This window comes from Staphylococcus massiliensis CCUG 55927 (genome assembly GCF_000298075.1).
Lineage (GTDB): Bacteria > Bacillota > Bacilli > Staphylococcales > Staphylococcaceae > Staphylococcus > Staphylococcus massiliensis.
This window is the reverse complement of the sequence record NZ_JH815593.1, coordinates 339642-352160: the sequence shown is the minus strand read 5'-3', so window position 1 is coordinate 352160 and position 12519 is coordinate 339642. Positions and strand designations below refer to the sequence as shown.

At 38.4% G+C, this 12519-nt stretch carries 14 protein-coding genes; 2 read left to right on the top strand and 12 right to left on the bottom strand.

The genetic code is table 11. From position 1 onward, the window contains the following. Window positions 1-103: 103 nt before the first annotated feature. Together gndA and A33S_RS0102125 are read right to left on the bottom strand one after the other, a co-directional pair. Window positions 104-1510, bottom strand: coding sequence for an NADP-dependent phosphogluconate dehydrogenase (gene gndA / locus A33S_RS0102130; protein ID WP_009382487.1), 1407 nt, complete (start codon window positions 1508-1510; stop codon window positions 104-106). Window positions 1511-1569: 59 nt separating this feature from the next. Continuing rightward, entirely contained in the window at window positions 1570-2679 is a 1110-nt protein-coding gene (locus A33S_RS0102125) for a M20/M25/M40 family metallo-hydrolase (RefSeq protein WP_017176501.1), read from the bottom strand. A 135-nt stretch (window positions 2680-2814) separates the two neighbouring features. Here A33S_RS0102125 and prli42 point away from each other — a divergent pair, with 135 nt between their 5' ends. Beyond that, window positions 2815-2913 carry a stressosome-associated protein Prli42 gene (gene prli42, locus A33S_RS12160; RefSeq protein ID WP_017176500.1) on the top strand — a complete coding sequence of 33 codons (99 nt, stop codon included), beginning with the start codon at window positions 2815-2817 and terminating at the stop codon, window positions 2911-2913. A gap of 396 nt (window positions 2914-3309) precedes the next feature. Here the strand turns inward: prli42 and A33S_RS0102115 are convergent, their stop codons facing one another. Further along, window positions 3310-3552, bottom strand: coding sequence for a hypothetical protein (locus tag A33S_RS0102115; protein ID WP_009382490.1), 243 nt, complete (start codon window positions 3550-3552; stop codon window positions 3310-3312). Between the two features lie 191 nt (window positions 3553-3743). Here A33S_RS0102115 and A33S_RS0102110 point away from each other — a divergent pair, with 191 nt between their 5' ends. Then, a complete protein-coding gene (locus A33S_RS0102110; protein WP_017176499.1) occupies window positions 3744-4103 on the top strand; it encodes a hypothetical protein in 360 nt (119 codons plus the stop codon). Window positions 4104-4344: 241 nt separating this feature from the next. Here A33S_RS0102110 and A33S_RS0102105 read toward each other — a convergent pair whose 3' ends face one another. The 9 genes from A33S_RS0102105 to buk form a co-directional block, all read right to left on the bottom strand. After that, on the bottom strand, window positions 4345-4590 hold the full coding sequence (locus A33S_RS0102105) for a hypothetical protein (protein WP_009382492.1): 246 nt from the start codon (window positions 4588-4590) through the stop codon (window positions 4345-4347). Between the two features lie 295 nt (window positions 4591-4885). Then, window positions 4886-5134, bottom strand: a complete 249-nt coding sequence (locus tag A33S_RS0102095; protein WP_009382494.1) for a hypothetical protein — start codon at window positions 5132-5134, stop codon at window positions 4886-4888. A gap of 17 nt (window positions 5135-5151) precedes the next feature. Beyond that, complete coding sequence (locus tag A33S_RS0102090) at window positions 5152-6135, bottom strand: aromatic acid exporter family protein (protein WP_009382496.1); 984 nt, start codon at window positions 6133-6135, stop codon at window positions 5152-5154. A gap of 14 nt (window positions 6136-6149) precedes the next feature. Beyond that, a complete protein-coding gene (brxB, locus tag A33S_RS0102085; protein ID WP_009382497.1) occupies window positions 6150-6587 on the bottom strand; it encodes a bacilliredoxin BrxB in 438 nt (145 codons plus the stop codon). Window positions 6588-6661: 74 nt separating this feature from the next. Continuing rightward, window positions 6662-7957 carry a dihydrolipoamide acetyltransferase family protein gene (locus A33S_RS0102080; RefSeq protein ID WP_009382498.1) on the bottom strand — a complete coding sequence of 432 codons (1296 nt, stop codon included), beginning with the start codon at window positions 7955-7957 and terminating at the stop codon, window positions 6662-6664. Between the two features lie 12 nt (window positions 7958-7969). Continuing rightward, window positions 7970-8953, bottom strand: coding sequence for an alpha-ketoacid dehydrogenase subunit beta (locus tag A33S_RS0102075; RefSeq protein WP_009382499.1), 984 nt, complete (start codon window positions 8951-8953; stop codon window positions 7970-7972). Next, window positions 8946-9944, bottom strand: a complete 999-nt coding sequence (locus A33S_RS0102070; protein WP_009382501.1) for a thiamine pyrophosphate-dependent dehydrogenase E1 component subunit alpha — start codon at window positions 9942-9944, stop codon at window positions 8946-8948. The genes A33S_RS0102075 and A33S_RS0102070 overlap by 8 nt, the downstream gene beginning before the upstream one ends. Before the next feature lie 15 nt (window positions 9945-9959). Then, window positions 9960-11378: a dihydrolipoyl dehydrogenase gene (gene lpdA, locus A33S_RS0102065; RefSeq protein ID WP_009382502.1), complete on the bottom strand. Its 1419-nt coding sequence runs from the start codon at window positions 11376-11378 to the stop codon at window positions 9960-9962. 10 nt (window positions 11379-11388) lie between these two features. After that, on the bottom strand, window positions 11389-12450 hold the full coding sequence (buk, locus tag A33S_RS0102060; protein ID WP_009382503.1) for a butyrate kinase: 1062 nt from the start codon (window positions 12448-12450) through the stop codon (window positions 11389-11391). Window positions 12451-12519: the final 69 nt, after the last annotated feature.

Sequence of the window (12519 nt, the reverse complement as noted above, 5' to 3'; positions counted from 1 at the left end):
ATAGGTATATAAAAAGCCCTGAACTTCAATATGAAGTTCGGGACTTAGATATAAAAAAATTCGGAGCGACGTGTCGCCCCGATTTTCAAAAATTAATATTAATTTATCCTTTGTTCCATTCTGTATGGAAGACGCCTTCTTTATCCTTACGTTCGTACGTATGTGCACCGAAGTAGTCACGTTGTGCTTGGATAAGGTTAGCTGGTAGGTTCTCTGTACGATAGCTGTCATAGTAGTTAATACTTGCTGAGAAACCAGGTGTTGCTACACCGTTCTTAACACCTTCTGCCACAACGTCACGTAAGCTATCTTGGTATGTTGTCACGATGTCTTTGAAGTAATCGTCTAATAATAAGTTTTCAAGTTCTGCATTGTTGTCATATGCGTCTTTAATCTTTTGTAAGAATTGCGCACGGATAATACAACCTTCACGCCAGATCATCGCTAATTCGCCAAGTTGTAAGTTCCACTCGTAAGCTTTACTTGCTTCAGCCATTTGGTGGAAACCTTGAGCGTATGAACAAATTTTACTCATGTATAAGGCTTTACGAATCTTTTCTAAGAAGTCTGCTTTATCGCCTTCAAAGTTTGCTTTAGGACCGTGAAGGGCTTTTGAAGCATTTGTACGCTCATCCTTTAATGAAGAAATGAAACGCGCGAATACAGATTCAGTGATGATTGTTAAAGGTACGCCAAGTTCTAATGCATTGATAGACGTCCACTTACCAGTACCTTTCTGACCAGCTTTATCCATAATTTGTTCAACGAGCACTTTACCGTCATCGTCAACTTTACTAAAGATATCGCCAGTGATTTCAATTAGGTAACTTTCAAGCTCACCTTGATTCCACTCTTTGAACGTATTTGAGATCTCAGTGTGCGTCATACCTAATAAATCTTTCATTAAGATATAACTTTCTGCAATTAGCTGCATATCCGCATACTCAATACCATTATGCACCATCTTCACATAGTGACCGGCGCCATTAGGACCGATGTAGTTTACACATGGTTCACCGTCTTCAGCTTTCGCAGCGATTGATTCTAAGATATCTTTCACTTTAAGATACGCTTCCTTTTGACCACCAGGCATTATCGAAGGTCCAGTTAACGCACCAATTTCACCACCTGAAACGCCTGTACCGATGAAGTTGATACCACTTTCAGCTAAAGCTTTGTTACGACGGATCGTGTCGTTATAGTTCGTGTTACCACCGTCGATTAAGATGTCATCATAATCTAATAAAGGTAATAATTGATCGATTGTCGCATCAGTAGCTTGGCCTGCTTTTACCATTAATAAAATTTTACGAGGCTTTTCTAACGATTGCACAAATTCTTCAAGAGAATACGTTGGAACAATGTTCTTCCCTTCTGATTCTTGAATCATTTCGTCAGTTTTTTCTCTAGAACGATTATATACAGATACAGTATTGCCGCGTGATTCGATGTTCCACGCAAGGTTTTTACCCATTACTGCTAATCCGATTACACCAATATCTTGTGTCATTTGTCATACCTCTCTTATTATAAATTCAAATTGATTGTACCATATTTCGAACACAACTTTCATATTAATTCACTCTCTTTGAAAAGCCCTAGCGCAATTATTTCAAGCGTTTGCCTCGTTAAATCCTCTAGGCTTTGTATCGCGATTCTTTCAGATGTCGTATGAATGTCTTCAAAGCCGACACCAAGGATAACCGTTTCAAGCCCGTATTGGTTTAGAATTGTACCATCTGACCCGCTTAGTACGGTAGATGTTTCTGGTTCAAGTCCTATACGCTTAGCACTTTCTTCAGCGATGGTCACGACATTCGTATCTTCCTGAACTTTGAAGGCTGGATAGAGTTCGATTATTTCCATCAGTGCTTTCGCATTTAGCATCGAAGTAGTTTCTTCAATCGTTTGCTTCATTGTTCGTGCGACTTGTCTAATAGTTTCATTTGAGAAGGACTTAAGTTCAAATTCAAGTCGTACCGCGTCGCTTTTAGCGAACGGTTCACCGCCCATTTTCATGAGCGTTACTTTCGTTTGTTCGTCGATTGTTCCAAGTTCAAGTTGTTGGATGACCCTGCTTGCGATTTGAGTGGCACTGAGTTGGGCTTTTCCAGGGGGAGCAATAATCGCCACTTTAAAATGCGTGCGTGCAGGTCCGCCGATAACGGTTTCGCCTACTGGTTTCGTAGCATCAAGCGTGAATCCCATATCACTCTTAATCATGTCAGGGTCTAGCGCTTTGATTCCGAGAAGCCCTGACTCTTCGCCAATTGTGAGCAGGATTTGAATCTTACCATGCGGGAGTGCGTCTTCTTGAATCGTTTTAAATGTTTCGAGGAGTACTGCGATGCCTGCTTTATCATCAGCACCCAGTATCGTCTCGCCCTCTGAATATATGTAACCGTCTTGAATGATAGGTTTCACGTTCTGACCTGGTTGAACCGTGTCCATGTGGCTCGTAAACAACATCGCGTGCTGATACGGTGCATTCGCTTCAAGCGTATAAATGAGGTTGTTCGCACCGAAACCCGTGTCGTTCATGGCGTCATCTTCTTGTACTTCAAAGTCTAATTCGGCAAATGCTTGCTTTAAATAACGTTGTAGCTGACCTTCGTGACCTGATACAGAATCGATTTGAACGAGTTCCATGAAAGTTTTACGTAGACGCGCTTTGTTCATATTTTCATCCTTATCTCTATTCGTCTTATGGTTGCATACGCATATATCTTAACACGACGGTTTCACGAAATGTACTAGAATTCATGAATTAATCTCGGTATAATAATACCAAGATAATATTTTGGAGGTTCAAATATGAGAAACGGAAACATACGTAGAATCGTAGTTATTGTGATGTTAATCGCAGTAGTAGTAGCGCTATTATTATCCAGCTTAGCGCCAATGATGGGATAAATTAAGAAATCATAATATAAAATGAGCGACGCGACAACTTGTTCTAGTGTTAAGGCTAGATCAGTTGTCGCTTTTTTGATTGGTTTGAGGGATTTTCTTGAAAATGGAGGTTACGTGCCGTAGCGAAACTTGATTAGAGTTTCGCCATCAAGTTTGGATGGGCCTGAGACTTGATTAGGAGTTGCTCATCAAGTTTGGAAGGGTCTGAGACTTGATTAGAGTTTCGCCATCAAGTTTGGAAGGGGTTGAGACTTGATTACAGTTTCGTCATCAAGTTTCAAAGGGCCTGAGACTTGATGAGAGTTTCACCATCAAGTCTCAAATAAAATCATAATCAATCGTTTCCCTTAATAATAAAGAAGCGTCTGGAGTACCAAACCCTAGACGCAACAATATTTAATGAGTAATAATGATATGAACTATTATAAATATTAATGCTATTGTACTAAAAATGATTTGTAGCTTTCTGCTTTCAACGATATAGGCTAAGAAGACAAATATTGTATTGAAAGTTAGTAAGTAGTTTGCTTCACCGTGAATAATCCCAACGGTATTAAGTATATCTAATACTAACATGCCTATAACGACTAATCCTAAAAGTGTTGTTAAAACTTTATGCTCTTTTGCATACTCATCCATAGAGATACTCCTTGTGAGAAATAATGTATAAGGTATTTATAAATTAACATAGTTTTTCTAAAAATTATAGACTTAATATAATGGCTGGCTAAATAATGTTACGAAATAATCTAAATTTTATTAATTGAAATAGTACTTAAATAAAATCTACAATGAAGTATAATAAATATTTTAAATTCAGGTGACAACTTATGAAAACTTTATCTTATATTAGCGGTACTATCCTACTACTCATTATTTTATACTTACTTCTTGCTTTCTTTTTCTACGACTATTGGGTGATTAAATCCAGTGAGACACAAATTAATTCGTATGTTGAAAAACACGATAACACTCATTTAAGCCAAATGAGCAATGATAAAACTACAGCTCGTTTACTTAATAAAGCTGATCATGTAAACCTTCATTTAAATAGCGACAATCAAGGTAGTGATGATATTGGTTATTACCGCATTGATTTAAACGGCGAACCAGCCGAGATTCAAGTTAAATTCGATCAATCCCCTTTTTCGTGGGATTATGAAATACAAGAAATAGGGTTGATTCATTAAAGTATACGCATAAGAATAAAAACTTAATGACATATTCTATAATGAGACTTGATTAGGAATTGCTCATCAAGTTCCAGAGGGTCTGAGACTTGATTAGAGTTTCGTCATCAAGTTTGAAAGAGCATGAGACTTGATTAGAGTTTCACCATCAAGTTTCAATTCAAATCTTAATCAATCTTTTCCCTCTTTTAATAAAGAAGCGTCTGGAGCTCAAACCCCAGACGCTTCGCCTTTTCATTCATTAAATGATATCGCCCCATATAAACAATGATATACCTGATATAATCATTAATACGTTAAATATAATGGAAATTCTTTCAGATTTAGCGACCTGAGCAATTAACATGCAAGTTAAAGTAACCGTAACGAGTAAGTTTGATTCATTAACTACGCCGAATAACCTTAGAATTCCTTTCACAACTCCAGCTATTATTACAAGCGTCGTTAATCCATATAAAACTTTCTCTTTTTTATTTAGTTCTCTCATAAATGAACTCCCTTCTCTTTATCTACGGGATCGATTTTTTAAGACTAAATCATCATATTTATAACCATGAATCCACATGAGATTAATCCCAAAGTGAAAGAAATCTTACGGTTTTTAATTATCATAGAGGCACCTATAAAGATAAAGCCCAATGTTAGAAAATAATTAGGATCTTTGGCTAGTCCAAACGTAGCCATCACATCGTGGACTACGCTAAGGACAATCATAATCGTATACAAAATGAATGCTATCCATAGGTATTTGTCAAATTCCTTAAATGCCACTTCTATCACCCTCACATAAAAAGTAAAATGATATGAGCAACCATAAAAATGCATGCTAATAAGTTTAAAACAATAGAAATTTTATCTGATTTAATGAATAACGGTAATCCTCCTAAAATAAGGCCTATAGTAAATAAAAAGGAAGAATCATTTGTAGCTCCAGTTAAAAACATAACGTTTTGAATGATTAGAATTATTAATGCAATAATTAATAAAACTAATCCTACCCATTGTATCTTATTGAATTTCGGAAAGTACATGTCCTTCACTCCTATCTTTATACGATGACTTGATTATGATGTTTCAGTGACCCAAATTCTGATTTAAGTTTTAAGTAAACTTCCATTTCATTCAAGATCTGTATGATGCTCGCGCGAGATTTTAGCTCAGCATGTGTTTTAGGTAAATCGTGTTTTTCAAGGTTGAGTTTGATTTCATATAGCGAGTGTAAACGTAATAACGTGTAGTTATTACTATTCACGTTCAGTGCGATCTCTTGGAAAAGCTGCGCAATATCCTGATGTATTGGATCATCAGTGCTAATTTCGCCGATTAAGGCTTGTATACGTTTAAGTACATCTAACTGTTCTTCACGCATATTAAAGTAATTGTAATATGAGTTTTCATTACGTACGTAATGGTTTTTAACATCTCGGAAAGCGTATGATTTCGCTTTCTTTATATTCGTTTCAACTGTATTGAATGAGAAGTTTGGCGATGTGTTTGGGTGCTTACAATGCTCACCAAACTGCATGAGAATTTCTGTAAAACTTGATTCAATACGATTTTTATAGTCCTTTAACTTACGGTCTAAGCTCGGCATAATTAAGTTCATTAAGAATGCGATACCAAGACCTACAAAGAGTAATAACACTTCGTTGATTATAAGATTAAAGTCGAGTGTCTTCGCGTTAAAGATGTGTAATAAGATAACGATACTCGTTACGACGCCTTCTTGGACTTTTAAAGAAACGGTCAATGGAATAAAAATTAAGACAATGAGTCCGAGTACAATGGCGGACTGACCAAGTAGCTGAAAGATTAAAAAGCCGAGTAATATCGCAATTAGACAAGATATAAAACGTGAAACGATGGCGTTTAATGAATGTACTTTCGTATCTTTAATACACAGTACAACTAAAATGGCACTAGATGCAAAATTATCTAAACCTATAAGTTTAGCAATTATGACGCCTAGTGCCATACCGATCGCCGTTTTAATGGTCCTAAATCCAATGCGATATGGATTTAAACGTAACATGGCGATACTCCTTATTATTTCGTTTCACAATATTTATCGAATAAGGCTTGAAGTTGGTTGATAACATCCATAATTTCGTGGCCTTCGATTTGATGACGTTCTACCATCTCTTGAACTTTACCATCTTTAACAAGTGCAAATGATGGACTTGATGGTGGGAAGCCTTCAAAGTATTCACGTGCTTTTTGAGTTGCTTCTTTATCTTGACCAGCGAATACAGTTACTAATCGATCTGGTAATGCATCATAGTGTAATGCGTGTTGCGCTGCTGGGCGTGCGATACCGCCAGCACAACCACAAACTGAGTTAACCATTACAAGCGTTGTACCGTCTTGTGATAAGACTTTGTCGACTTCCTCGCTTGTTGTAAGCTGTTCGTAGCCAGCTGCTTCTATTTCATTACGTGCTTGTTCAACCACGTTATTCATATATAAATCAAAATTTAAATCCATGGTAAACCCCTCTCTATTACTGTTAGTGTTAATTTAATTTTACTAGATTGAAGGGCATTATTCAATTAGCCAAATTAAAAGATTTGCGTATGTTCAATGGTATATGACTCAATACGGTCTTTAACATAGTTGATAAATTGACCGGCCATTAAACCGTCTAAGATACGATGGTCAATTGAGATACATAAGTTCACCATATCACGAATACCAATCATATCGTTAATGACCATTGGGCGTTTAATGATTGATTCGACTTGTAAGATAGCCGCTTGAGGGTGATTGATAATACCCATTGAAGAGACTGAACCGAATGAACCTGTGTTATTCACAGTGAAGGTACCACCTTCCATATCGGCTTGTGTTAATTGGTTATTGCGTGCTTTATGAGCTAAACTGTCGATTTCACGCGCGATACCTTTAATGGACTTTTCATCGGCGTGCTTTATCACAGGCACGAAAAGCTTGTTTTCTGAAGCGACCGCAATAGAAATATTGATGTCTTTGTGGACTTTAATTTCGCTACCCTGCCAACTACTGTTAAGCATTGGGAATTGTTTTAAGGCTTCTGCGACTGCTTTTACGAAAAAGGCGAAGAACGTTAAGTTATAGCCTTCGTTCTTTTTAAAGTCTTTCTTGTAATGGTTTCTTGTTTTAACAAGCTCTGTCGCATCGACTTCTACTTTCATCCATGCGTGTGGAATTTCTGTAACACTTTGTACCATCTTGTTCGCGATTTGACGACGAACACCATCTACTGGAATACTTGAAGCATTGGCATGGTCATCGCTTGAAGCTGTTGTAGGTGTGCTTTGTGGTGCTTGAGATGATGGCTCAGCGCTCGTTTGATCAATAGCTGTACTTGGGCCTTCTTGAATAACACGTTCGATATCTTTCTTAGTAACACGTCCTAAGTTACCTGTACCTTCAACATCGGCTAAGTTAATATTATGTTCTGACGCTAATCTAAAGACAACTGGTGAATAACGACCATTGTTCTTAGGTTGATTTGAAGCAGGTTTAGACGTTTGCGCCTGATTATCTTTATTTGGCTTTTCAGAAGAGGAAGTGTCTTGAGACGGACTTTCAGATTGTGCATCCTCGGCATCAGACGTTGGCTCATTGTCCGCACTATCATCACCTTCTACCACCATCTTACAAATGACTGTTCCAACTTCGATGGTTTCTCCTTCAATTGCGATAATTTCAGTAATCGTACCCGCGTATGAAGATGGCACTTCGGCTGTAACTTTATCTGTGATAACTTCACAAAGCGGATCATATTCTTCAACTGTGTCGCCTTCTTTAACTAACCATTGTTCAATTGTCCCTTCGTGCACACTTTCACCTAATTTAGGCATTTTAATTTCCATCGTAGGCCCTCCTTAAAATTCCGCAAGCTCTTTCATTTTAGCTTTAATCTTTTCAGGGTTCATCATAAACTCATCTTCAAGTGGCGGCGCGAACGGCATCGCAGGCACGTCAGGACCCGCTAGACGCATAATCGGTGCATCTAAGTCGAATAAACAATTTTCAGCGATGATTGCAGCAACCTCTGACATGACGCTACCTTCAAGATTATCTTCGGTAACAAGTAAGTTCTTACCTGTCTTTTTCGCGCGTTCGATAATTGTCTCTTTATCAAGCGGATACACGGTACGAAGGTCGACAACCTCTACTTCAATACCTTTTTCTTTAAGCATATCGGCAGCTTGAAGGCAGTAATTGACGCATAAACCATATGTAAAGACGGTTAAATCGCTACCTTCACGTTTTACATCTGCCTTACCTAAAGGCACTGTGTAATAATCTTCAGGCACTTCTTCTTTTAATAAGCGATAAGCTTTCTTATGTTCGAAGTATAAGACAGGGTCATTGGACTCAATTGAAGCAAGCAATAAGCCTTTCGCGTCATATGGTGATGAAGGGATAACAACTGTGAGACCAGGCGTTGATGCAAAGACACTTTCGATACTTTGTGAGTGATATAAAGCACCATGAATACCGCCACCAAATGGCGCACGAATCGTAAGTGGGCAGTTCCAATCGTTATTCGAACGGTAACGAATCTTAGCCGCTTCACTCATAATTTGATTGGTCGCAGGTAAAATATACTCAGCAAACTGTATCTCCGCAACTGGTCGTTTACCTACCATAGAGGAACCGATCGCAGTACCGACGATATTAGATTCAGCGAGCGGCGTATCAAGCACACGGTATAAACCGTATTTATCTTGTAAGCCTTTCGTTACGCCGAATACACCGCCTTTCTTACCGATATCTTCACCTAGTAAGTAAACCTGGTCGTCTTTAGCCATAGCTTGATCAAGTGCTTGGTGAATCGCATCTAAATATGAAATTTTAGCCATTTTGGAAGCTCCCTTCTTCATAAACATGCGTATACGTTTCCTCGATAGATGGATAACTTGATTTCTCCGCATCTTTCGTCGCTTTATTAACGATATCTTTGTGCTTTTGATCAACTTCGTCGAACCAAGCTTCATCGCACACACCGTTATCTAAGAGGTAATGCTTAAAGCGTACGTTACAATCTAAACGCTTGTCTTCATCTTTCTCATCCGTTGTACGGTACGAATCATCATCGTCTGATGAATGCGGTGTTAATCTTGAACACATCGCTTCAATTAACGATGGACCTTCACCAGCTAATGCACGTGCACGGGCTTCTTTCATAACTTTATACATCGCGATAGGATCATTACCGTCGACTTGTTCACCATGCATGCCGTACCCTATTGCACGGTCTGATAGTTTCTCAGACGCATATTGTAAGTTTTGTGGTACTGAAATGGCGTATTTATTATTTTCGATAACGCAAATTAAAGGTAGCTTATGAACACCAGCGAAGTTTAAACCTTCGTGAAAGTCACCTTGACTGGATGAACCTTCACCTAAAGTCGTTAACGCGATGTTCTCTTTACCATCCATCTTCATCGCAAGCGCAGCACCTACACCGTGAAGTACTTGAGTTGCGACAGTTGAACCTTGTGAAATAATACCACTTTCTTTACGACTGAAATGTGATGGCATCTGTTTACCACCCGAACTGACATCGTCACGTTTACCAAACGTCGACATCATCGTATCAAGAACAGGCATACCAAGTGCCGTCACAAGTGCTAAATCACGATAATAAGGAGACGTAATATCGCCTTGTTCCATCGCATATGCCATACCAATTTGCGCTGCCTCTTGGCCTTGGCAACTAATTACAAACGGAATCTTACCGGCGCGGTTCAAGAGCCACATTCTTTCATCTAGCTTACGACCTAGATCCATCCATTCATACATTTTCTTTAAATCTGATTCAGTCAAACCCACTTCTTTATAATCTATCATCAATTTGCCTCCTTATTAGACATGAATCGCGCTATTCTCTGTTTTTAAACCCATCTCCATAAGCACTTCACCGATTGATGGATGTGCATGCGTAGTTAAACCAAGTTCTAACGTTGAACCATTCATAAATTGAAGCAGTGAAACTTCATTAATCAGTTCAGTTACGTTAGGACCAATCATACTTAAACCGAGTATCTCATTAGACCCTTCTTCAACAACCATTTCACACATACCGTCCTGTGGCGTGAGACTTTCAATGACTGCTTTGCTATTCGCTTGAAAAGGCACTTTGTGCTTCTTCGCCTTAAAGCCTTGAGACTTCGCTGCTTCAAAGGTCATACCAATTGATGCAATCTCAGGTTGCGCATAAATACATTTAGGCATCTTGTTATAATCGATTTCAATTGGACGTTGGTCAAACATATGTTCAACAGCCGTGATACCTTCCTTAGAACCCACATGCGCAAGTTGAAGTTGACCAATGCAATCGCCTGCCGCATAAATATGACTATCGTCCGTTTGCATGTAGTCACTTACTTGGATAAAGTTACGGTCATCCAGTTGAACTTTCGTATTATTAAGCCCTAGATCATCCGTTAAAGGTGCACGACCAATCGCAACGAGCACTTTCTCAACCTCAATCGTTTGGTCTTGTAATTGAATGGAAACTGTATCGCCTTGTTTAATCGCGTCTTCATCAAACATGACATTTTCATAAATATGAATGCCCTTCTCTTGAAAAGCCCTACGCAACTGCGTAACGATTCTCGGACTCTCATTCGGTAGAATCGAGGAGCTACCTTCTATTATATGTACGTCTACACCAAAGTCATTAAGCATTGATGCAAATTCGATACCTATCACGCCACCACCGATAATCGCAATAGAATCAGGGAATGACGTCATTTGTAATAAATCATCACTCGATAAAATTTGTTTATGGTCAAATGGTAAGAAAGGTAGTGACATTGGTTTAGAACCTGTAGTAATCAATACATGGTGGTTCGGTAATAATTCTGATTCACCATCTTCATATTCAACAGATACCGTGCCACTTTGAGGTGAGAATATCGATGAACCTAGTAAGCGCCCACGTCCGTGGTAAACGTCAATTTTATTCTGCTTCATAAGATGTTTGACGCCTTGATACATTTGGTTCACAACTGTATCTTTTCGGCCAAATATTTGGTCGACATTTAATTTAAAAGCTTCAGTTTCGATACCGAATTCACTTGCATGTTTAATCGTATCTAAAACTTTAGCTGATTTAAGTAATGCTTTCGTAGGAATACATCCTCTATGTAAACACGTTCCACCAAGTTGATGTTCTTCAACAAGTGCAACGGACTTTTTTAATTGACTTGCACGGATTGCAGCAGCATAACCTGCCGTACCGCCGCCAATAACGACTAAATCGTATTGTTCTTTAGACATTGTTCAACTCCTAACGATAGTCTTTAGCTTCTTCATGATCAATAAATAAATCATATACACGTGTGGCTAAAGCATCCATTTCTTTTTCACCTGCGTAAATCGTAACAGGTGCTATCCAATCAACGTAACGTTTGATTTCGTCTGTTATATAAGTGTTATAAGCAAGTCCACCTGTCAAAATAATTTGGTCAACCTGTCCTTTTAAAGAAATTGAACGTTCACCAATTGCCTTTGAAACTTGATAAATACAACTGTCTACGGCTAACTTATATTCAGCGTTTTGATCCATCTCACGACATATAGACTCAACATCATTAGAACCACAAAGTGATATGAAGCCTGTCTTACGGCTTAAGAAATGATTGAAGTCCTTAGGTGACATCTGTCGTTCAAAGCCGTATTGATAGAGCGCGTCGTTAGGTACTGAACCTGCACGTTCTGGACTCATTGGACCTTCTCCTAGTAAACCATCGTTCACATCGACAACTTTGCCTTTAAGATGGGCACCAACTGTTGTGCCACCGCCCATATGCGCAACGATCACATTAATCTCATCATATGGTCGATTAACGGACTTCGCATACATACGTGCTACAGCCTTTTGGTTTAAGGCATGATAAACACTTTTACGGGCTACACCTTTAATACCTGTAACACGTGAGATTGGTATAAATTCATCAGTTACAGGTGGATCAAGTGTATAAACAGGTACACCGTACATATTACCTAACGTGTAACCAGTCATGGCACTTAAATTTGATGCGTGGGAACCATATTTAAAAGATGAAAGGTCTGCAACCATTTCTTTCGTGACATGATACACCCCGCCTTCAATCGGTTTTACAAGACCGCCTCGACAAGCTATACCATCAAAGTGATGTAAATCATAGCCTTCTGTACGTATGCGTGCATGAATTTCTTCAAGACGTTTCCCTTCTTGTTCGGATAAAGGCAAGGATGTTAACGCCATATCATGTTTTAAGTTTTCGTAAAAGACACATTGATTATCAAAATTAATTGCAATTTTTGAAGATGTACTTCCTAAATTTAAAACTAAAATTTTCGTTTCCATAAGCAATAATCTCTTTCCGTTTTTTATTATACTATGATATGTTTTCCAATTTAAAATTATACGTATTCG

Excerpts from the sequence above, each read along its gene's own strand:
- gndA (WP_009382487.1), bottom strand. The coding sequence starts at position 1,510 with ATGACACAAGATATTGGTGTAATCGGATTAGCAGTAATGGGTAAAAAC.
- A33S_RS0102125 (WP_017176501.1), bottom strand. The coding sequence starts at position 2,679 with ATGAACAAAGCGCGTCTACGTAAAACTTTCATGGAACTCGTTCAAATC.
- prli42 (WP_017176500.1), top strand. The coding sequence starts at position 2,815 with ATGAGAAACGGAAACATACGTAGAATCGTAGTTATTGTGATGTTAATC.
- A33S_RS0102115 (WP_009382490.1), bottom strand. The coding sequence starts at position 3,552 with ATGGATGAGTATGCAAAAGAGCATAAAGTTTTAACAACACTTTTAGGA.
- A33S_RS0102110 (WP_017176499.1), top strand. The coding sequence starts at position 3,744 with ATGAAAACTTTATCTTATATTAGCGGTACTATCCTACTACTCATTATT.
- A33S_RS0102105 (WP_009382492.1), bottom strand. The coding sequence starts at position 4,590 with ATGAGAGAACTAAATAAAAAAGAGAAAGTTTTATATGGATTAACGACG.
- A33S_RS0102095 (WP_009382494.1), bottom strand. The coding sequence starts at position 5,134 with ATGTACTTTCCGAAATTCAATAAGATACAATGGGTAGGATTAGTTTTA.
- A33S_RS0102090 (WP_009382496.1), bottom strand. The coding sequence starts at position 6,135 with ATGTTACGTTTAAATCCATATCGCATTGGATTTAGGACCATTAAAACG.
- brxB (WP_009382497.1), bottom strand. The coding sequence starts at position 6,587 with ATGGATTTAAATTTTGATTTATATATGAATAACGTGGTTGAACAAGCA.
- A33S_RS0102080 (WP_009382498.1), bottom strand. The coding sequence starts at position 7,957 with ATGGAAATTAAAATGCCTAAATTAGGTGAAAGTGTGCACGAAGGGACA.
- A33S_RS0102075 (WP_009382499.1), bottom strand. The coding sequence starts at position 8,953 with ATGGCTAAAATTTCATATTTAGATGCGATTCACCAAGCACTTGATCAA.
- A33S_RS0102070 (WP_009382501.1), bottom strand. The coding sequence starts at position 9,944 with ATGATAGATTATAAAGAAGTGGGTTTGACTGAATCAGATTTAAAGAAA.
- lpdA (WP_009382502.1), bottom strand. The coding sequence starts at position 11,378 with ATGTCTAAAGAACAATACGATTTAGTCGTTATTGGCGGCGGTACGGCA.
- buk (WP_009382503.1), bottom strand. The coding sequence starts at position 12,450 with ATGGAAACGAAAATTTTAGTTTTAAATTTAGGAAGTACATCTTCAAAA.